Source organism: Paenibacillus kribbensis, from assembly GCF_001705305.1.
GTDB lineage: Bacteria > Bacillota > Bacilli > Paenibacillales > Paenibacillaceae > Paenibacillus > Paenibacillus kribbensis_B.
On record NZ_MCBP01000016.1, the window covers coordinates 63,746 to 83,605 of the forward strand.

At 46.8% G+C, this 19,860-nt stretch carries 19 protein-coding genes; 16 read left to right on the top strand and 3 right to left on the bottom strand.

The window, feature by feature from the left end:
* The first annotated feature begins 141 nt into the window (after positions 1-141).
* The 7 genes from BAZ21_RS23195 to BAZ21_RS23225 all read left to right on the top strand — a co-directional run bounded on the left by BAZ21_RS23195 (position 142) and on the right by BAZ21_RS23225 (position 8,286).
* A complete protein-coding gene (locus tag BAZ21_RS23195; RefSeq protein ID WP_068505279.1) occupies positions 142-762 on the top strand; it encodes a hypothetical protein in 621 nt (206 codons plus the stop codon).
* Between the two features lie 299 nt (positions 763-1,061).
* Entirely contained in the window at positions 1,062-2,585 is a 1,524-nt protein-coding gene (locus tag BAZ21_RS23200) for a M23 family metallopeptidase (RefSeq protein ID WP_068505280.1), read from the top strand.
* A gap of 213 nt (positions 2,586-2,798) precedes the next feature.
* Positions 2,799-3,530, top strand: coding sequence for a response regulator YycF (gene yycF / locus BAZ21_RS23205; protein WP_007433193.1), 732 nt, complete (start codon positions 2,799-2,801; stop codon positions 3,528-3,530).
* Between the two features lie 71 nt (positions 3,531-3,601).
* On the top strand, positions 3,602-5,356 hold the full coding sequence (walK, locus tag BAZ21_RS23210; RefSeq protein WP_373441574.1) for a cell wall metabolism sensor histidine kinase WalK: 1,755 nt from the start codon (positions 3,602-3,604) through the stop codon (positions 5,354-5,356).
* The gene (locus BAZ21_RS23215) at positions 5,353-6,693 is read left to right on the top strand and encodes a YycH family regulatory protein (protein WP_068505282.1); all 1,341 of its coding nucleotides are present in this window, start codon (positions 5,353-5,355) and stop codon (positions 6,691-6,693) included. The genes walK and BAZ21_RS23215 overlap by 4 nt, the downstream gene beginning before the upstream one ends.
* Before the next feature lie 18 nt (positions 6,694-6,711).
* Positions 6,712-7,473 carry a two-component system regulatory protein YycI gene (gene yycI, locus BAZ21_RS23220; RefSeq protein ID WP_068505283.1) on the top strand — a complete coding sequence of 254 codons (762 nt, stop codon included), beginning with the start codon at positions 6,712-6,714 and terminating at the stop codon, positions 7,471-7,473.
* Between the two features lie 6 nt (positions 7,474-7,479).
* A complete protein-coding gene (locus BAZ21_RS23225; RefSeq protein ID WP_068505284.1) occupies positions 7,480-8,286 on the top strand; it encodes an MBL fold metallo-hydrolase in 807 nt (268 codons plus the stop codon).
* Here BAZ21_RS23225 and BAZ21_RS23230 read toward each other — a convergent pair.
* Positions 8,255-8,461 carry a hypothetical protein gene (locus BAZ21_RS23230; protein WP_007433188.1) on the bottom strand — a complete coding sequence of 69 codons (207 nt, stop codon included), beginning with the start codon at positions 8,459-8,461 and terminating at the stop codon, positions 8,255-8,257. The two genes, BAZ21_RS23225 and BAZ21_RS23230, sit on opposite strands and share 32 nt — an antisense overlap.
* Before the next feature lie 503 nt (positions 8,462-8,964).
* Here BAZ21_RS23230 and BAZ21_RS23235 point away from each other — a divergent pair.
* A complete protein-coding gene (locus tag BAZ21_RS23235) occupies positions 8,965-10,200 on the top strand; it encodes a S1C family serine protease (protein WP_068505285.1) in 1,236 nt (411 codons plus the stop codon).
* 91 nt (positions 10,201-10,291) lie between these two features.
* On the opposite strand, the gene BAZ21_RS23240 is transcribed toward BAZ21_RS23235, so the two are convergent.
* The gene (locus BAZ21_RS23240) at positions 10,292-12,013 is read right to left on the bottom strand and encodes a cellulase family glycosylhydrolase (RefSeq protein ID WP_068505286.1); all 1,722 of its coding nucleotides are present in this window, start codon (positions 12,011-12,013) and stop codon (positions 10,292-10,294) included.
* Between the two features lie 230 nt (positions 12,014-12,243).
* On the opposite strand from BAZ21_RS23240, the gene BAZ21_RS23245 reads away from it, so the two are divergent.
* The 4 genes from BAZ21_RS23245 to BAZ21_RS23260 all read left to right on the top strand — a co-directional run bounded on the left by BAZ21_RS23245 (position 12,244) and on the right by BAZ21_RS23260 (position 14,857).
* On the top strand, positions 12,244-13,008 hold the full coding sequence (locus tag BAZ21_RS23245; RefSeq protein ID WP_068505338.1) for a class I SAM-dependent methyltransferase: 765 nt from the start codon (positions 12,244-12,246) through the stop codon (positions 13,006-13,008).
* 105 nt (positions 13,009-13,113) lie between these two features.
* Positions 13,114-13,281 (top strand): CxxH/CxxC protein, encoded by a 168-nt coding sequence (locus BAZ21_RS23250; protein ID WP_007433184.1) that lies wholly within the window; start codon positions 13,114-13,116, stop codon positions 13,279-13,281.
* A gap of 120 nt (positions 13,282-13,401) precedes the next feature.
* Complete coding sequence (locus BAZ21_RS23255; RefSeq protein WP_068505287.1) at positions 13,402-14,337, top strand: helix-turn-helix domain-containing protein; 936 nt, start codon at positions 13,402-13,404, stop codon at positions 14,335-14,337.
* 28 nt (positions 14,338-14,365) lie between these two features.
* Positions 14,366-14,857: a DinB family protein gene (locus BAZ21_RS23260; protein WP_068505288.1), complete on the top strand. Its 492-nt coding sequence runs from the start codon at positions 14,366-14,368 to the stop codon at positions 14,855-14,857.
* 146 nt (positions 14,858-15,003) lie between these two features.
* Here BAZ21_RS23260 and BAZ21_RS23265 read toward each other — a convergent pair whose 3' ends face one another.
* Entirely contained in the window at positions 15,004-15,348 is a 345-nt protein-coding gene (locus tag BAZ21_RS23265; RefSeq protein ID WP_068505289.1) for a helix-turn-helix domain-containing protein, read from the bottom strand.
* 165 nt (positions 15,349-15,513) lie between these two features.
* On the opposite strand from BAZ21_RS23265, the gene BAZ21_RS23270 reads away from it, so the two are divergent.
* From BAZ21_RS23270 to BAZ21_RS23285, 4 genes are all read left to right on the top strand, one after another.
* A complete protein-coding gene (locus BAZ21_RS23270) occupies positions 15,514-16,365 on the top strand; it encodes a DNA-binding protein (protein ID WP_068505290.1) in 852 nt (283 codons plus the stop codon).
* A gap of 160 nt (positions 16,366-16,525) precedes the next feature.
* On the top strand, positions 16,526-17,005 hold the full coding sequence (gene rlmH, locus BAZ21_RS23275) for a 23S rRNA (pseudouridine(1915)-N(3))-methyltransferase RlmH (RefSeq protein WP_013312768.1): 480 nt from the start codon (positions 16,526-16,528) through the stop codon (positions 17,003-17,005).
* Positions 17,006-17,132: 127 nt separating this feature from the next.
* Positions 17,133-18,395: a phospholipase D family protein gene (locus tag BAZ21_RS23280; protein WP_218061440.1), complete on the top strand. Its 1,263-nt coding sequence runs from the start codon at positions 17,133-17,135 to the stop codon at positions 18,393-18,395.
* Positions 18,377-19,855 carry a DNA adenine methylase gene (locus BAZ21_RS23285; protein WP_218061441.1) on the top strand — a complete coding sequence of 493 codons (1,479 nt, stop codon included), beginning with the start codon at positions 18,377-18,379 and terminating at the stop codon, positions 19,853-19,855. Before BAZ21_RS23280 ends, BAZ21_RS23285 begins: the two co-directional genes overlap by 19 nt.
* The last annotated feature ends 5 nt before the right edge of the window (positions 19,856-19,860 follow it).

The following is a 19,860-nucleotide window of genomic DNA, read 5'->3' on the forward strand; positions in this document are numbered from 1 at the left end:
GTTCGATCACCTCTACTATTCAAGCGTGCTAGTTTTACATATTCCAAGGGTTAAAAATCGTCATATCTCGTCAATACTGATTGATATGCACTTCATGATGATGTACACATGGCAAGCTGCGTATGAAGGAGGTAACGGGGTATGAGGTTGCTTGGATGGCTGCTCAAAAAAGGAATGACGGTGGTGCTGGTCAGCGTTCTGACGCTGGCTGTGACAGGTGTGGTCGTGAATGCCTATGTTCAATCGCTGCTGCGGCAATTCAACATTCAGCTCGATCATCAACCGATATGGGGATTGGGCTGGCTCAATGGGAACTCGGGCGTAGATAAAAGCACGGATACAGGTAAAAGTACAGATACGGGTAAAAGCTCAGACACAGGGAAAAGCAAGGCAACGGGCGGGAGCTCGGAAAATGCAACTCCACCGGATGGTGCTCTGCCCGTCATGGGACAGGGATTGAACGAGGGTGAAGGCGGTACAGGTGCCGCTACACCTGAAACAGGTCAGTCGACCAGTATTGAAGGCCATGACTTGGTGATTACGCCCGATCATTTAACGGAGAAGAAGAACAATTTGCCTGCGGCGCAGAAACAGGAGATTTTTGCGATTCTGATGAACAAGCTGCCGCCGGAGGAAATGCAGAAAATATCAGCCGCCATGGAAGGCGGCCTGACCGAACAGGAGCTTCAGGATATTCAGCAGGTACTTGCGAAGTATTTGACCAAAGATGAATATAACAAGCTGATGAATATGCTTAAATAAAAACGATGATGGTATAGGCAATGCTTATGCTCAACATAACACTGAGGAATCCGCGCCAGGCGCGGATTTTTTTGCGTACTCGGAAGAAATTGGAGCGTAGTTGAATTCTTTGTAAAAGCTATGTTAAAGTAAACTGTGTTGCGAAAAGGTTAAATTTTTGAAACCTTTTACGCAACTACGTAATGATATATAGCGACTAATTACTTATATAGACTTGCAAAATGACTACTTTTATCGTGGAAAAGAACAATAACGGACGCATTTATATAGAGAGAGGATATGCTGAAAAGGAGAGGACCATGGAGGTTTCTAAGGGAAAGTATTCACCAGATCACAGCAATGAGGTTTCAAGCGTTGAAAGCAATGCTGCTGGACAAGCAGGGAAAATGGCAACATGGTGGAACGGACGGAAAAAATGGTTGAGCTGGACGGCAGGCGGTGTAGTAATTGCAGGCAGTCTTATTTTTGCTGGTAATCAATATGTTGGAGCCAACACGGTTCCTTATTATAAAGTGTATGTAAAGGGCGTCGAGGTCGGCAATATCCTGAATGAGCAGCAGCTAAAGCAGCTGTATGCTACCAAGACCAAACAGTATAAGGACAAGTATCCCGGCGTGGACATGGTGCTCAATACGAGCGCGGTAACAACAAGCATGGAAAAGGCATATAAAGCGGACATTGACAGTGCTGCCACGCTAAAAAAGCTGGACGGTATGCTGACAGCATATGCCAAAGGGGTCGAAGTGAAGGTCAACGGAGAGACGGTTGGCATTGTGAAGGATAAAGCGACAGCACAGGCGGCGTTAAAGCAAGTACAGAAGAAATACATACCTGCGGGTGAGAATAAGGCTGCAGGTATTAAGGGGCTGGTTCGCAAGACGTCGGTGGGCAGCAGTCATGCTGGTGCCAGCACCAAAACCCCTAAAGCGTGGCTGGAGTCTGCCCGTATCCGTGAGAAAATTGCATATGAGCCTGTGAAAGCTGACCCTAACAAGGTGCTGACGGAGACAGAAGCGGTTAAAGTACTGACCGAGGGGCGCGAGGAGCCTGTAACGTACACGGTGCAGGAAGGCGATTCGTTGTCGTCCATCGCCACTAAATTCAATATGACGGCTTGGGATATTAAGCAGAATAATCCTGGCGTGCGCGAGCTGTATCTGCAAATTGGGGACGAATTGAAGGTCACTGCACCCAAGGCTCCAGTCACGGTACGGACGGTAGAGAAGGTCGTCGAGCAGATTGCCATCGAGCCTGAGGTTGAGATTCGCCAGAGTGATGAATTGAAGGCAGGGGTCACCAAAGTCGTCAGACCGGGACAAGCAGGCCTTAAAGAGATGGACTATCGTTTGACCAAGGAGAACGGTGAGGTTGTGCAAGAGGAATGGCTCGGTCAGAAAGTGCTGCAGCCGTCTGTTACCGAGGTCGTTCTAAGAGGCACGAAGGTCATGGGAGAAGGCTCGGGTCAATTTGCCTGGCCGACGGCGGGTGCAGTCATGACGAGCAGCTTCGGAGGACGCTGGGGGCGTATGCATGAAGGTGTTGATTTGGTCGGCAATCATACGATTCAGGCCTCGGATGATGGTGTGGTCACATTTGCAGGCCAACAGAATGGATACGGTAATGTCATTATCATTGACCATCGCAACGGCTACCAAACGGTATACGGGCATTTGAGCAGTATTGGTGTTCGTGTGGGACAGGTCGTACAGCAGGGTGAAGCGATTGGCATCATGGGAAGCACCGGACGTTCAACAGGCACACATGTTCACTTTGAGATTCGCAAAAATAATACCGCACAAAATCCAATGACGTATTTAAGATAGATGAGTTGTTGATAACGATGGGTAATTGAGGATTCATGAAGATCAAGGGGAAAGGCCATGTTTTTCTGCATGACTAAGGTCAGGTGCAGGCATGGTTTTTTTCTGCGTAAAGAAAAGGGTCCGAAGAAGTAATGGAATGGCGCGCGGGTATGATAGAATAGAATCACGAAAGATCAATATAAATGACGATCCGTGAGAAGAGGTGAACGCTGTATGCAGGGGACGATTCTGGTCGTGGATGATGAACAGCCTATCGCTGATATTCTGAAATTTAATTTGGAAAAAGAGGGCTACCAGGTGATTTGCGCGTTTGATGGCATCAGCGCGGTGGATATTGCGGTCAAGCAGCAGCCTGACCTGATTTTACTGGACCTGATGCTGCCGGGCATGGACGGGATGGATGTATGCCGCGAGGTGCGTGGGCATCAGCTCCAGACGCCGATTATTATGCTGACCGCCAAAGACGGTGAAATTGATAAGGTGCTGGGGTTGGAGCTGGGTGCGGACGATTATGTGACGAAGCCATTCAGTACTCGGGAATTGCTGGCACGCGTAAAGGCACAGATGCGCAGACAGCAGCGCGGCGGGGCAAGTACGCCGGAAAGCCGTCCGCAGGAAGACAAGCAGGGGCTGCGCGTGGGTGACCTCTTTTTTGATACAGATATGTATACAGCTTACAAAAACGGGACGCCGCTTGATCTGACACACCGAGAGTATGAGCTGTTGCACTACATGGCGAAGAATACCGGAAAAGTCATGACCCGCGAGCATTTGCTGCAGGCGGTGTGGGGGTTCGAATACTATGGGGATGTACGGACGGTGGATGTGACGATTCGGAGACTGCGCGAGAAGATCGAGGAAAATCCGAGCAAACCGGAGACCATTCTGACACGCCGTGGGCTCGGATATATTGTTAGCGGAAGCAAAGGTGGCCTGCGGGCATGAGATGGCTGTCTTTTTTTCGCACCATTCATGCCAAGCTGATTATTATTTATGTGCTGCTTATTTTGGTGGCGATGCAGCTGATCGGAGTCTATTTTGTCAGCTCCATGAAGAACTCTCTGACGAGTAATTTTACACAGGATTTGCAGGCACGGGCGGAAATGCTGTCCGTGCTGGCAGAGCAGGATTTGAGCAGCAGTGACGGTAAAATGGAAGAAGACAGCGTTGAAAGCTTGCGCGCGCGGGTGAACAATTTGTTTGATTTCAGCGGTGCAGAAATTCAGGTGCTGGATGCCAGCGGCAAGGTATTGATTACCTCTCAAGGCTCACACGCCGATTATGTCGGGCGTAAAAACACGCAGACCGTCGTCAGTCGCGCACTCCAGGGGATTCGCGATAACGAGGAGTACATGGTGGACGAGGATAACGTCCGCAAAAAGGTCGTCGCCAAACCTGTCATCAGCCAGGGTAAAATCGTCGGCGCGGTGTACATCGCCGCTTCGATGACCGAGCTGTACGATACGATGAAACGCATTAACAATGTGTTTCTGTCCGGTATGCTGATTGCGTTGGCGTTAACGGCTGTGCTCGGCGTAGTGCTGGCGCATACCATTACACACCCGATCAAGGTGATGACACGCCATGCGACAGAGGTCGCAGAGGGCAAGTTTGACCAGCAGATGCCGGTGTTTGGTGAAGATGAGATCGGCAGGCTCAGCGTGGCCTTTAACTATATGACAGGCCGCTTGCGTGAGGCGCTGTCCCAAAATGAAGAGGAGAAGGAGAAGCTTTCCTCCATCCTGACCAATATGAGCGACGGTGTAGTCGCTACAGATGATCATGGCCGGGTCATTCTCGTTAACCGTCGGGCTAGCGCCATGCTGGGCGTGAACGAGAATGAAATGACCGGTAGACATATCGCGGTACTGCTGGGGATCGACCCGGAGGAAACCGAGGCCCTGTATAGCGGCTCTTCGGCCTCCACGCTGCTGCAGCTGGAGCCTGCGGGGCAGGATGAGCCCATCGTGATCCGCGTGACGTTCACGCCGATTCATCGGCGGGAATTTGGCATTACGGGAACGATTGCCGTGCTCCAGGACGTGACGGAGCAGGAGGAGATGGAGACGACACGACGGGAATTCGTAGCGAATGTATCCCATGAGCTGCGCACCCCGTTGACGACGATCCGCAGCTATGCCGAAGCGCTGGATGACGGCGCGATGAGTGAGCCGCAGCTTGCGGAGCGCTTCGTGGGCGTGATTCGCAACGAGACGGAGCGTATGATCCGGCTGGTTACGGATTTGCTGCATCTGTCGCGGCTTGATTCCAATGAAGCGCCTTTGCGGATGCAGCCTGCGGATGTGATGGAGATGCTGGACGAAGTGGCGGATCGATTCTCTTTTCAAATGAAGCAAAAGCACATTCGTTCAGGAATGTTCGTAGAACAGGGGATCGGCAAGGTCGTCATCGACCGTGATCAAATTGAGCAGGTATTGGACAATCTGATGTCCAATGCGTTGAAATATACGCCGGAGGGCGGAAGTATTCGGATTGAAGCTCGCCGCAACAGCGAGGGGATGCTGTCCATTTCGGTACAGGATACCGGAATTGGTATTCCGAAAAAGGACCTGGACCGGATTTTTGAACGGTTTTATCGTGTAGACAAGGCAAGATCGCGCAATATGGGTGGTACAGGATTAGGGCTGTCGATTGCCCGGGAAATTGTAAAGGCTCATGGAGGCCAGATTTTTCTGGAGTCAGAATATGGTCAAGGGACCTGCACGACCTTTACACTCCCCATGTCGGGTGAAGGGAGGGAAGCACAGTGAGGGAACGTTTGAAGTCAGGGGCGCTTGTTTTTCTGGTGGCTTCCAGCCTGGTACAGACTTATTTTTTGATCTACCGCCTTCCGGGCAGTGATTCTGTACTCACTTCAGAAACAAACTATGTGAAGACTGAAAGCATGGGGCAGGAGAAAAAGATTGAGAACCTCGTGTTTCCCGATAAAATGCTCATTCACCAAGGGGGCAAAAAACATACTGTTTTTTATCCGGGTGTTGCTTTTTATGACTTGATTTATACACGGCTGGAGAGCCGGAGCTTTAGCAATTTCCAACGTCGGAGTATTCAGTCGGCGGACTGGGCGCGGATTCGCAGCGAAAATGAGGGTATTGAATTGTCTTTTGCAGGCGGCGTCCCCGTTTCATTACTGGAGCGGGTCATGCGTCTGACGCCGGATTCGGTGTTTCAGGGAGAGACGATTAACCGCATCTGGATCTATATCGATGAAAAGAATGCCAAGCCGCATGCGCTCTTTTTCAGTGCCAGAGGCGATGTTGTGTATGAGGCGAACCAGTTCGACATGACGGTGGAGGATGTAAGACAGCATGTGAATTTTGGCAAAAATGCCCCGTTGTACGAGCTGGTGGATAATCAGTATTACATCCCTGTAAACGATCTGGAGACGGTACAGCCTGTGGTGTATGCCGGGTTGTTTACGACAGAGCAGATGCAGCGGAACTTGTTTTTTGATCCAGGGATTACGCGCAATATTCAGGAGAAGGACGGCTCCCAAATTTATACCGACAGCAAGCGGAGTCTGCAAATCAAGCAGGACCAGCGATGGATGAGCTATACCGATCCCAGCGCCCCCGGAGCGAGCGGAAGCAGCCCGATTAGGGATGTGTTGGCCGCAGTCGATTTTGTAAATCAGCATGGCGGCTGGGATGCTTCTTATCAGCTAAAAATGAGAAGCAGCGATGAAAATCGTACGAGTGTGCTGTTTCAGCAGTATTACGGGGCTTATCCCGTGCTGGATACACCGTCATTCCGCTTTGGTACGATTTCGCTGCAAATCCAGCAGGAAACGGCATCTGTCTATGATCGTTCGCTGCTGTACCTCAAGGGTGGGGAGCAATCCTCGAAGAAGGTCATGCTTCCGGGCGGAGAAACCTTAAAGAAGCAATTGGAGACGGTAGGCAAAGGAAAAACCATCAGGGATCTAACCCCTGTATATCAGCCGGAGCTGACCAATGATGGGTTGAAGCTTGTTCCCGAATGGCGCGTTACGCTGGGCGACGGCTCTGCCGCAGAGATTCATGCTGTTCCGGTAACGACAGCATCGAATTCACCACAAACGCAGCTATCTCAGGAGACAAAAAAGTGACAGGAAGGGGGAACGGGAATGGATTGGAGCCGCGCGAAAAACGTACTGATCTGTACATTTTTGCTGCTCAATGTAGTGCTGGGACGCCAGTTGTGGAATGATGCGCAGGAAACGGCAGGGCCGAATTTGGATTTTACTTCATTGGATGAAAATACGCAGCGTTTAATGGAAGAAAAGAGCATTCAGGTGCTGGCTCCGATTCCCGGGGATACCCCGCAGCTGCCCAAGCTTTCCTACACGTATGTTCGTGGGGAAAAGGATGAGCGCGTGCAGCTGGTAAAACCGGTAGACAGCAAGCTTGTATTCACTCATGATGCACTGGTTGAGGCATTGGAGCCGCAAATCAAGGACATCGACAACTACCAGTATGATCCATTGGATGTTCAGGAGGAGCCGGCATCCGGACAGACGGACGCTTTTGTGCTGCATCCGTTGGTACAGGACAAGTGGCCACTGTTTAATGTGAAGCTGGCTCTGTTTTACAGCAATCAGAAGATTACAGGATATCGTAAAATTCAGGTGGTTCTCCAGCCCTCAGACGAGGCAAAGAAAATGCTGCCTGCGTCCAAGGCCTTGGCACGCTTGATCGACAGCTATTTGCCGCGTGACTCGATTGTGAAGGATATTCGGCTCGGTTACTACGGACAGACCTTTAACTCGGATAGCCAGGTGGCTGCCCCGGTGTGGCGATTTATGCTGGATAACGGGAAAGGTGTCTATTATGTACAGATGAACGGAGATGTCATTAGTCCAAAGAAAGAACATACAGAAGGGTCTTGAACAGATATGGGGATTTCATTTACCGTGCTGTCGAGCGGTTCGACCGGCAATGCTACCGTTGTGCGGAACGAAGACACGACATTACTCATCGACGCAGGTCTCAGCGCGAAGCGTATTGATGAATTGCTGAAGGAACGCGATCTGAGCGGAGAAGAGTTGGATGGTATTTTGGTCACGCATGAGCATTCTGATCATGTTAAAGGACTAGGCGCCATGGCGCGTAAATATAATTTACCTGTGTATGCCAATGAGAAGACGTGGTTTGCCATCAGCAATGCTGTCGGGCAAATTGCGGACGAGAACCGCAGGATATTGGAGACAGGCGCGACGCGGGAATTCGAGTCATTGCGCGTGGAGTCTTTTGGCATATCCCATGATGCAGCCGAGCCCGTAGGATATAGCTTTTACGATGGGGCCGAAAAGCTCAGCGTAGCGACCGATCTCGGCTATGTCAGCGACAAGGTGAAGCAGGCGATATCAGACGCGGACGTATTGGTGCTGGAGGCTAATCATGATGTGGAGATGCTGCGTATGGGGCGTTATCCATGGAACATCAAGCGTCGTATTCTGAGCGATATCGGTCACTTATCCAATGAGATGGCGGGAGCAATTCTTAGCGAGCTGCTGACAGGACGGACGAAGCGAACGTATTTGGCACATTTGAGCCGCGACCATAACATGATGGAGCTTGCGAAGATGACGGTGCGCGGGGCGATGGAAGACCGCGGCTGCTTTTACAAGGACAGTGAGTTCCGATTGTGCGATACGTATTATGATCGTCCTACACCTTGGGATAAGGTAAGTGAGTCATAAAGCTGTCCAGTTCGGCGGCTTTGCGTTCTACCTCTTCACGGGTCACGACGCCTTTGTCCACCAGTAGTTCAATCAATGTACTTAGTGCCAGTGTGTTGCGGTAATGCTCGTCTTTTAAATCCGCAAGCTTGGCAGCCATGCGAACTTCATCCATAGCTGAACGATGTGAATTCATCATATATTCCTCCTGAAAAATATTTTGAAAATGGCGTGTGATAAGCTTGGTTATGCCTGTGGTTTTGCTGGGTGCTGTGATACAATGAAGCTAACAACAGATAGCTTTCTGAAGGAAGGCTCTCATCCAAAAGTATAGGCTGCTTTAAGCGGACGGGAACAGGCCAGAACGTCTCTATGAGACGATCATTTTGTAATAGAATAGAAGACTTGTTACTATTGTAGTCCATTGGTTTGGAAATCATTCCTCCTTTTTCCTCTATTCGGCGTCAGATTCGGCGTGTATGCTATTTTATGAGATCCGGTTGCTTGGGAAGTCGCCATTTGTGGTGATAGATAAGTAGGCTGGAACGATTGGTTGCTGAATTCCGATGATGGGGGATTTTCAATCCACTTGAGATGTTCAACGGAGCAGGTTCTCTGTAGCATAGGTTGGCGCAAGCCCGAATAGCCCTAATTTTTTAGTGAGTGTCGGTGCATGACAACGAAGGGGAGAGGATTAGTATGGGCTTGTTTGAAGACGATTTTTATTCAACAAAGGTATCTACACGTGCGGCTAAGAAAACGGCATTCAAGGCACGCCGTGGAGGAAGGGGGCGTTGGCCACACCGGAACCGCGGAGTGAGTCCGATGCAGGCTGCTGTCATTAGCGGGGTAGTCAGCGCAGTGGTTGCTGTGCTGCTGTTCAGCTTTATTACAGGTCTGCCTTCCACTACAGCGGTAACCGGAGCAAGTCATTATTCCTTGCGGCAAGCAGCGGGTGATCCGTATGACCGGATTGTGCAGGCGGCAGCCAAGGTGCGCCCGGCCGTCGTCAGCATCGTGAACCTGAAAGGGGAAAACGGCACCAGCACAGAGCAATCGGCGCTTGGATCGGGTGTCATTTTCCGCGTGAGCTCCGGCAAAGCCTTTATTATGACGAACAACCATGTCATCGAAGGCTCGGACGATCTGGATATTGTAACTGTGGACGGTGTTAGAAAAGAGGCAAAGCTGATCGGGAAGGATCGCATTAGCGATATTGCCGTGTTGGCGGTTGATGATAAAGGCATTAGCACGGTAGCCGATATCGGCGACTCCAGCAAGCTCCGTCTGGGTGAGACCGTGATTGCCATTGGCAATCCGCTCGGCTTGGGTGACACGCTTACCTCCGGCATTGTGAGCTATACGAATCGGATCATTCCCATTTCCATTAATCAGGATGGGGTATATGACTGGGAGCAGCATGTCATCCAGACCGATGCGGCGATTAATGAGGGGAATAGCGGCGGTGCGCTGGTCGATCTGGACGGACGAGTGATTGGCATCAATACGATGAAAATCGCCGATACCGGGGTTGAAGGACTCGGGTTCGCCATTCCCGCCAATGAGGTAATGAAGACGGTGAATGAACTGGTTGAGGACGGCAAGATCGCCCGCCCTTATTTGGGGGTCTACACAGTTGACCTCAACAATGAGTATGCACCGCTGGATGAAACACAGCGCAAGGAACTCAAGCTACCCGATAGTGTGAAGGACGGTGCAGTGGTTCTGGAAGCCCACGGTCCTGCCAAAGAGGCAGGCTTGAAGCTGAACGATGTCATCACGGCTTTTGATGGTGAGCCGATCAACTCCACGCTTGATCTGCGCCGCTACTTGTATGATACCAAGAAGATTGGCGACGAGCTGAAAGTTACCTTTTACCGGGCAGGCAAGGAAGAAACGGTGACGTTGAAATTAACGGATAAGCCGGAAGGCTAGGATTTGGCTTGTAGGCATAACTATAAAAAAGGCGTTCTCCGGCTTATTATCCGGGAACGCCTTTTTAGTTTGCCGGTTGTGTTGTTTTAGGTTAAGATGCCTTTCCCGTCACACGGGTTCCGCTCTTGGTGATCTTGTATGTCACCACATCGCCGCTCCAGAAATGGAACTTCAGTGTGACTTCACCATCCTTCACGCTGTTAAAAAATTCAGGCAGCAGCTTGATGCCATTGGTATCATAGGCAGGAGCAAAGGTATTGCCAAACTCCTTATAGGGTGTCCAGTCCTGCGGGCCGGCATTGCCGCCATTGGTATAAACAGCTTCCATTGTAGCAAGCTGGCTGCCACGGAAGTCGGTTGGAATGGTAAAAGCTTGCGTAGTCCCCTCAGTAGCGCTTAATTTTGGTGTATCATACACCACTACTTTGAAATTCCAGTCTGCTCCCTTATTAAATTTGGCGTTAATTACTGCATTCTCGCCATATTTACCGGATGTGGTCAGGTTGGTAAGCAAGCTGGCCTTGAACGTTAATGTGTCACCGTTCAGCGTGTAGTCGGTGCCTTGTTTCAGTTGCTTACTGTTGGCACTGAGTGTGCTCAGCTGATTGCCGTTCAGGTTTAAAGTGACCTTGGCATCCTGAACGGAAGCTCCCTTTTTCAAGTGAATGAGGTCACTGACTGCATTGGAGGAACGACCTTTCAGGCTGGCCCGGATGACGTTAAAAAGTTCAGGATCGGACCACTTGTACGCTGTCCGGTTAAAATGCTGGCCGTTATCCCAAAGTATGCCTGTTATTTTTTTCTCTTTCAAATAATAGGTCAAGAATTCAAAGAATTTCAGCTTTTCCCCTTGTTCAATAACGCCTGTATTTTTATCGAAGCCGAGTAGACCGAATTCACCAACAATAACCGGAATACCTTTGGCTACAAAGGTGTTATAGACGTTATCAAAGGTTTGGATAATATCGTTTTTAGTATCATTATCAAAAGTAGTATGGCCCGCAATATTTACACTGAAAGGCCAATATCCATAATAGTGAACGGTGGCAATCAGGTTGGGGTCGTTGAGCTTGGTCATCGTGTTGTACAACTCATTGATTTTGTTTTGGGCAGGTGAAGTATCCAAGCCAGGCAGAACAAGTGGGCGAGTGGCATTGTTGCCACCGGAGGCGCGGACAATTTTGTGGAAGGACACATTCAGTTCCTGGAGCATCTGGTTCGCTTTTGCTTCATTGGTTGTTCCGCCTTCGGTGAAACGGGGTTCGTTAATGCTTTCGAACATCAGCTTGTCCGGCTTATCTTTAAAGCGCTGGGCCATTTGTGTCCATATTGCGTTATAGCGAGCCAGCACTTCATCGTGCTTGGGCTCCATACTGCTTACCCACATCCATGAATCATGATGAACATTGATCATGACATACAGATTGGCATCCAGTGCCCAGCGAACAACTTCTTCCACGCGGTTCATGTAGGCAGAGTCAACGGTATAATTGGGTGCTGCCCCAATGTGCTTATCCCAGGTGACAGGAATACGGATGCTTTTGTACCCCTGGGCAGCAATTTGCTGGATCAGCGCTTGGGTAATGCGCGGATTGCCCCATGATGTCTCATCTGCTCCGGTAGCATCCAGGGAATTTCCTAAATTCCATCCGGGCTGCATGGCTTCCACATACGATTGCATATTCCTTGTGGCGGTGGCTTGTGGTGCTTGTCCGTCAGATTCCGCAGCGGCAGCGACAGACGCGAACGCAGATAATAATAGGGTGATGGCAAGAGTCAACGACAGTAATGAAACGGGTTTTCGTTTTAACATAACAGGCTCCTTTACAAGTTTTATTGAAAGCGCTTTCTAGTGATATACTACCATACTATTCCATTATATAATACATATATAATTAATGGAAGAATAATGTCATAATTAGATATTTTATTATTGTAAACGTTATCATTGCAAAAAGGTAAGGATGAGTGTAGAATCTATGGCCCTACGCGGAAATTAGAGTAGCGTGGATTAGCCAAGACAGGAGAAAGAAGGAGATGAATATGAATAAGTGGGATACCGAAGAGGCCATCCGACGCTGGGATATGCATGCAGAGAACTTTACCTCCAAGTACACAGAAGAAGGAGATCGGTCTCGCGAGGTGCTGCTCAATCCTGCATTGCAACAATGTATGGGAACTCTTGCGGGCAAAAAAGTGCTGGATGCTGGCTGTGGTGAAGGTTATCTGAGCCGCAAGATGGCCAAGGCGGGTGCGTTGGTGGAGGCTGTAGATTATTCGACAGAGATGCTGAAGCTTGCAAGAGAGCGGACACCGCCAGCATTGGGCATTACATATCACCACGGCAATCTGGAGAGGCTGGACCTGTTCAGAGATCAGAGCTTTGATCTGATCGTTTCGAATATGGTCATTCAGGACCTGGCCCATTATGAGCAGGCGATTGCCGAAATGCGTCGGCTACTGGTGTCGGGGGGCCGCTTTATTTTTTCGATTCTGCATCCGTGCTTTCAGACGCCGCAGAGTGGGTGGGTGAAAGATGAGACAGGAAAAAAGCTGTATTGGAAAGTGGATCGATATTTCAGCGAAGGTCCCTTAGAGCAGGCTATTCCCTATGATCAGGAGGAAAAGTTCTTGTATTTTCACCGCACGCTGGGTAGCTATGTACAGACCCTTATTGGGGCGGGTTTGCTGTTGGAAGGGATGATCGAACCCAAGCCGTCTGCCGAAATGCTGGAGAGATATCCCCATTTCCGGGAAGACCTGAATGTCAGCCATTTTCTTATTTTTAACACCAAACGTCAGGCTTAGGAAGCAGGCTCTTTCCTTTCCGCGTCAAGTATGGTAGAACAAGAGAAGGTGGTCGTGAGACACCTGCAACAGGAAGAGCTTCAAATGGAAAGGGATGCAACTGGAATGTACGTGGTATGTAAAGAGCATGTGGAACTGGCAATTGATATGTTCGTCGATGAATACGAGGATGCACCGGATGTCGTCGATCTCAAGGAAACGAAATTTTCGGATTGGGACCCTCCGGTGAAGTGCAAGGAATGTGAGAACAAAGCGGAATTTTTGGTCGTATAAAAAACGAGCACGGGCGTTTCGGGCAGAAACGTCCTTTTTGTATACCAGGATTTTTGCAAAATCCTCATACATAGAGCTATATTTATTCCCATCACGTGCTGAGACAGGAGTGAACGATGGATGGACCCTTGGCTGCATTCACTGTTTCGTCCGATTCAAGTTAATGGAAGCGACTCCTCCACATATTATATCGAAAAAAAGCCATCCGCCGCGCTTAGAGCTTACGTAGCTTGTTATTGGGAGTTCGGTCCGGCTGCTAGAGTGGTAGAGGGAAATTTAACAGCTTCGTGTGGAGACCCTACTTCATTAAGTCTGCTGGTGGAAGAAACTGTAGAGCGGGTATTACCTGATGGCTGTACGGATATTCTGTTAAAATACGACCCGGTGAGTGAGCGTCAGGAAATCTCGTACTGCGGGACGTTTACGCATCCGTTCGTGTCTGCCAGACAGGAAGGTGCCGAGACACGTATTTTTGCTGTGCGTTTTTTTCCGGGCGGGGCACATTTTTTTCACGGCATACCGCTTCATTTGTTTACAGGTGGTCATTTTCACCTCGAAGATATCTGGCCCGAAAGCACTGCGATGATGGGTGAGCGTATATTGGAAGCGCAGGATTTCAATGAACGGGTGCGCATAATGGATGAGTATCTCAGCCAACTTCTGCTGCGGCAAAGGACAAGCGATTGTGACCTGATGAAAAGCCTGTTGCATCGCATTTTTGTGAGCGGTGGAAGCGTGGGGATCAAGGAGCTTGCCGATCGAGAAGCGATCAGTGAAAGACAGATTAACCGCAAGTTTGGGCAGTGGATAGGGATCAGCCCCAAAAAGTTCAGTGAAGTTGTCCGCTTCCAGAGTGTTTTGCACACGATTCAAAGCGGCGGGAGTATGGATTGGACGGAGCTTGCGCTAAAGCATGGATTTTTCGATCAGGCGCACCTGAGCCGAGATTTTCGCAGGTTTTATGGCGATTCTCCGCTTACTGCGGCCAAGGATTTTCGGAGATTGTCCGATTTTTACAATACACGCCCTGAGACCTCAGTTATACTCAAAACATGAAGAAGAATGACAAAGGAGAGATGCGAACATGAGTGGAACGCTGCAAATTCGGGATCATCTGCTGAATGAGCTGGAGACCGGAGTACGAACGGGGGAAGCCCTGATCCGCAAAATACGTCCAGAGGACTGGAGCTTTCGGCCGCAGGATAATTTCCGCTCGCTGCTGGAGTTAGTGCATCATTTTGTGCTTATTCCGGCCTCGGATCTTGCGATTATGCATCAGGAGAAGTCCGAGGGGGAAGTAGGAGAGATTGAAAACAGCCTGTCCGAAGTGGAAGATCCCGAGCGCTTGGCTACGGCTTTCAGGGAGAACTTTGAGGCCTATAAAGCTTACATTCTTTCGCTTAGCGAAGACGATTATTTGAACCGTTCGACGAAGGCCTTTTATATGGAGCATGGACATGTGCAGGTCCAATGGCAGATTGAGACCGTGACACATGTGTTCCATCACCGTTCGCAGCTCTATAATTATTTGAAGCAGTTGGGGCATGATGTGAGCTTCTTTATGCTGTACGCTTGAGTATTTTTTGTAAAGGTTTATGAAGGGCACCTGTGTGGTGCCTTTTTTTGTTGTATTCAAGGCTTTTTAGGGTGAAATGGCTCTACTCAAACGCGCGTGAAACTTCTTTGTTAACTCGTCTGAGAATCCCGATTTGCTCTTCATGTTCAATTAATTTTTTGTTGTAACTCAATTAAATCAACAATATTTTTTGTTATAGTAGTAAGCATTTCAAGCTCTGTTGTTTCTCTTGAATTTATGAGTAACATAAGTTTATTTATGATTTCTTTTCGATCAGTAGTTTCTTCGAATTGGAAAAGTTCAAAGGGTGGAACTTTTAACGCTAAAATTATTTTTTCCAACGTCTCCAATGAAATATTTCGATCTCCACGTTCTACTCCGCCAATATAACTGTAATGGAGTCCTGCTGCTTCCGCCAATTGTTCTTGCGTCCATCCCTTAGCTTTTCTTAGTTCTCGTATCCGATTTCCGACGCTTTCTGGTAAACTCATGTAATCACCTCCACTTAAGGTTAGAAGAGGACAGATTATCGTTACAGACCATCTTATGCAAAATAAAAACGTAGAAAACTGTACTTTTAAGTGCTTTTTATATTGACCTCCCTTTTCATTTTCTATACAATTGGGTGTAAATGGAAATATAAGGAGGGACTATTCTTGAGAACTTCTATCCTAAAATCACTCAAACCGGATATCATTGTTGAAATGTTGAAGATGGCTGTGGCTTTTGAGAATTGGAAAAAGGTGATGGAGACGGCGGATATTTTGTACCAATGTGTACAACGCATCTATGAAGAACGGCAGTATCATAAAGCGATGAAATTATCCATCCCGCATGTGCAATTAGAGCGTCCGCTGGTATATTATTTTGGACTCAGCCACCTGATGTGTGGGATGGCTCACCAGAACCAGGGGGCATATGAGCAGGCAAGGGAGTGCATCTATAAGTATGCTGAGCTTGGTTGGATGGAGGATTTAGAGGAAGAGGGTATGCAGGTTGTCGATGAATTCAGGTTTTTAGCCAAGACTAATTTATATGCAGTAGATATTTTATCTGGGAACTTAGAGCTTGTGGAGGAATACGTAATCTTTTTACAGGATCATCCGGAGGAAATATTACCGGGGCTGAATACCATATTACAGACAGCACTTATGTATCATTTGGATGTAGGAGATATTTTACATACGTTTACAGAGCAGATTGATGAATTCGGGAGTTATGAAGACGCAGAAAACGTATCTTACTATTATAGCTACTGCTATCACCTGGCTTTGTATTATCGGAAGTACGATAGATTACAGGATGCAGTGGGGCTTACTTTACAGGCGATGCAACTAGCTGATCAGTCGGGTAACGATCGTAATTTCAAGAAATGTACAGCATTGTTTGAATCATTACGGGAGTCAGCGACAGCGGAACAAATCAGCGAATATCGACAGATGCTAATACAGTGTCTTGATGAATACGAAACGGATAGGCATTTCATTGTGAAGAGCGTAAATGAATGATCCGCTATAACCTGAACAGGGGTAGGCTCGTAGCGGAGAGGAAATAGATAGGTAAGAGGCGTTTCAGGTGCTAAAATAACTATGTTACAGGTATGTTTTTAAGTTAAGGATCGTAAATACGATTTTACATTATCATTCGACATAGATAGGGGTATGAAATTTGTTTATTCAGCTTATAGGTGTGGGGAAGTTAAAAGAGAAGTATTTGGTCATGGGCATTCAGGAATATGCTAAACGGCTAGGGCCATACATCAAGTTCCAAATGATTGAAGTAGCCGATGAAAAGGCTCCTGACACACTGAGCGAGGCGGAGGTTCGACAGGTCAAGGAGCGAGAGGGAGAGCGCATCCTTGCTCATGTGAAAAGTGAAGCACATGTCATTGTGCTTGCCATCGACGGCAAACTCTGGAGCTCGGAAGAACTCGCAGAGGAATTGGACAAGCTCGGCACCTATGGCACAAGCCATGTCGTCTTCGTCATTGGCGGCAGCCACGGACTCTCTGACGAAGTCCTCCGCCGCGCCCAGCAGAAGCTGAGCTTCGGAAGGATGACTTTGCCGCATCAGCTGATGCGGCTGGTGCTGGTGGAACAGATTTATCGGGCGGTGAAGATTAATCGAGGTGAACCGTATCATAAGTAACGGCTAAATTCTCACCTGAATGGGCATAGGAAATTAAAAAATATAGTTATGGAAACATATGTTTGGTATAATAAAAATACTTCATCTGTATGACTCCATCACTAAACTTAAGATTAATCGAATGTAGGTGCAGTTTCTTTCCCTCTATTATAAAAAAATAAGATATAATGAAACTAAATATCTTATTGTTAGAGGAGTAATAAGAATGGACTTCTACATACAGGACCCTATGTTTAAGGATGGGTATTCCCTACATGAAGCATTACTAAAAGCATCTGAGGGTGCTACCCAAGGTGGAGGGGCATATGCTTTCGTTACTGCCGGAGGGGCAAAGTTACTTCTTGAGGATGATACATTTACTAAACTTATTACAAATGGAAGCTTTAAGTTAATAGTTGGGATTGATGAGATAACCAGTGAAAAGGCACTTGAACAAGTAAATGAATTAAGAAATAAATTCAGTGGACTAGAGGTTTATGTTTTCCATCATAATACAAAGGGATCATTGTTTCATCCGAAATTCAGTTGGTTTAAAAATTATACTGGTGGTGTTTTAGTTTTAGGCTCTGGTAATTTAACAGAAAAAGGTTTAAGACGAAATAGAGAAGCTTTTAGTTTAGTTGAAGTTGACAGTAATAAAATTCAAGAAATTGAAGATTACTGGAATAGCTGGCTCGATCTAAATGCGCGATTCTTGAAGCAAGTAGATGATGAAGAAGTTATTAAGAAGGCTAGGGAGAATGCAAAGGTCATTTCAAGATTAAAAAATAAAGCCGGATTACTTGGACCAGACGAATCTACTGCTGATTCAAGCTTTGAAGTCCAGCAGAATCAGGAGCAAGAAGATGAATCGCAAGAAGAACATGCTTCTTTGATATCTGAGCTTATCGAAGAGGAAGATCTACAAGCATGGATTTTCGACGAAAGTGATCCTGCATTGGTTGCGGAGATACCAAATAATAACGTTAGGTGGAAACAGGCTAACTTTAGTAAGTATACTTTTGAGAACTTTTTTGGTGCTCCAGCAGGTGTTAATGGGTATTACCGTATGGTGCTCAGAAACGTTTCTGCAACGGGAATTCTTGGAGAAACTGAGATAAGAAATAGTGTTTCAGTAGCCAGCCATAATTGGCGAATAGAGCTTGGAGCTGCGGCTGGATTAGCATACCCAACAGTTAATCGACCTATTGGTGTATTTGTGCGTGTGTCTACTCGAGATTTTCTTTACGTGCTCGCAATGCCTACTGATCCTTTCTATAATGAAATTAGACAATATCTAGATCGGGAGATTCCCGTCACTACGAACAACCAAATGAAGAGGCACATTACATCCGTAAATGAGTTAAGAATAAGATGTCCTCATCTACCAATTTGGAATATAACAGTATAAGATGGGGTGATTTAATGAAACATAGGCAGCTTGAATATGCACAAGAACTTAAAATGGATCAAAATGATTATTTAAAATACAGTCAATTAAGCATGTTTCCAGAGATATCAATAGTTACTCAAGAGAAACAATTTAGACCTATTCACTATCTAGGTAGTAAGTTAAGAATTCTTGATTTTATTCTAAATACAATTGATCAAGTAGAGCCTTCAGGTGGTGGAGTCTGTGATTTATTTGCAGGATCGGGGACTGTATCAAGGCACCTGTCTAGGTTTAGACCAGTAACTTCAGTAGATATACAGGAGTATTCTAGGGTTATTTGTTCAGCGTTACTAAAGCCTGTGGCTAGGGGCTTTAATGTAAATGAGTTTTTGGAAGGATGCCTAAATTCATCACATTATGAAAAGTTATATTCAAGTATTCAACCAATGATTGAATACGAGTCATTTTGTATTAACCAAGCTTTACATGGAGATCCGAATCCTTTATGTGAACTAATAGAAAAGGGATCTATTTTATCCTATGAGCAGGGTATGAATCTTGATTGTTCTTCTGAACTAAATCATGTATTGAAGAGTACAGTTTCTCGTCTTGAAACTTCAAAGCTTACAACAGGTGCTGATGCATTAGTTGTCCGTTATTTCGGAGGAATCTATTTCTCCTACCTTCAATCTTTACAAATAGACTCCATTCTAGATGCGATCCATAAACTTCCGCAAGAAGCACAGGATACTTTCCTTGCTTCAGTTTTAAGTACAGCAAGTGATATTGTTAATACTGTTGGAAAGCAATTTGCCCAACCAATCAAACCCAGAAACGCTGATGGTACCCCGAAAAAAAATATAGGTAACAGAGTTCAAAAGGATAGAAGCAAAGATGTATTTCTTGTATTTAAAGAATGGTTAGAGCTTTATTTAGCTCAAGAGAAGTCAGTGTTTGATCATTACGTGTACAAGATGGATTACTCGGATGCATTAGATTATATTTATAAGAGTAACATTAATAGCACGAAAGTTGTTTATGCTGATCCTCCTTATACTAGATATCATTATAGTAGGTATTATCACGTACTTGAAACAATTTGTCTTCGAGATAATCCTAAAGTCTCAAGAACAAACCTAAATGGCGGAACAAACTTAAGTAAAGGAATATATAGAGAAGACAGACATCAGTCACCCTTTTCAATAAAATCTCAAGCAACAACCGCTTTTGAAAGTTTGTTCAAGAAAGTACGTCAGCTAGATGTTCCACTTGTTCTATCATATTCTCCATATGATGAAACAAAAAAGGCTACCCCTAGGGTACACACTATAAATAGGCTTGAAAATATGGCTAAGAGGTATTTTTCAAGAGTTGAAACAATCTCCGTGGGTCAATTTTCACACAGTAAGCTAAACAACTCTAGCAATAATTTTGATATATCCTATGATGCAGAATTACTTATAGTCTGTCAGGTATAAACTAT

What these genes read in the sequence shown, in the direction of transcription:
- BAZ21_RS23195 (WP_068505279.1), top strand. Translation starts at nt 142, where the DNA reads ATGAGGTTGCTTGGATGGCTGCTCAAAAAAGGAATGACGGTGGTGCTG.
- BAZ21_RS23200 (WP_068505280.1), top strand. Translation starts at nt 1,062, where the DNA reads ATGGAGGTTTCTAAGGGAAAGTATTCACCAGATCACAGCAATGAGGTT.
- yycF (WP_007433193.1), top strand. Translation starts at nt 2,799, where the DNA reads ATGCAGGGGACGATTCTGGTCGTGGATGATGAACAGCCTATCGCTGAT.
- walK (WP_373441574.1), top strand. Translation starts at nt 3,602, where the DNA reads ATGCAGCTGATCGGAGTCTATTTTGTCAGCTCCATGAAGAACTCTCTG.
- yycI (WP_068505283.1), top strand. Translation starts at nt 6,712, where the DNA reads ATGGATTGGAGCCGCGCGAAAAACGTACTGATCTGTACATTTTTGCTG.
- BAZ21_RS23225 (WP_068505284.1), top strand. Translation starts at nt 7,480, where the DNA reads ATGGGGATTTCATTTACCGTGCTGTCGAGCGGTTCGACCGGCAATGCT.
- BAZ21_RS23230 (WP_007433188.1), bottom strand. Translation starts at nt 8,461, where the DNA reads ATGAATTCACATCGTTCAGCTATGGATGAAGTTCGCATGGCTGCCAAG.
- BAZ21_RS23235 (WP_068505285.1), top strand. Translation starts at nt 8,965, where the DNA reads ATGGGCTTGTTTGAAGACGATTTTTATTCAACAAAGGTATCTACACGT.
- BAZ21_RS23240 (WP_068505286.1), bottom strand. Translation starts at nt 12,013, where the DNA reads ATGTTAAAACGAAAACCCGTTTCATTACTGTCGTTGACTCTTGCCATC.
- BAZ21_RS23245 (WP_068505338.1), top strand. Translation starts at nt 12,244, where the DNA reads ATGAATAAGTGGGATACCGAAGAGGCCATCCGACGCTGGGATATGCAT.
- BAZ21_RS23250 (WP_007433184.1), top strand. Translation starts at nt 13,114, where the DNA reads ATGTACGTGGTATGTAAAGAGCATGTGGAACTGGCAATTGATATGTTC.
- BAZ21_RS23255 (WP_068505287.1), top strand. Translation starts at nt 13,402, where the DNA reads ATGGACCCTTGGCTGCATTCACTGTTTCGTCCGATTCAAGTTAATGGA.
- BAZ21_RS23260 (WP_068505288.1), top strand. Translation starts at nt 14,366, where the DNA reads ATGAGTGGAACGCTGCAAATTCGGGATCATCTGCTGAATGAGCTGGAG.
- BAZ21_RS23265 (WP_068505289.1), bottom strand. Translation starts at nt 15,348, where the DNA reads ATGAGTTTACCAGAAAGCGTCGGAAATCGGATACGAGAACTAAGAAAA.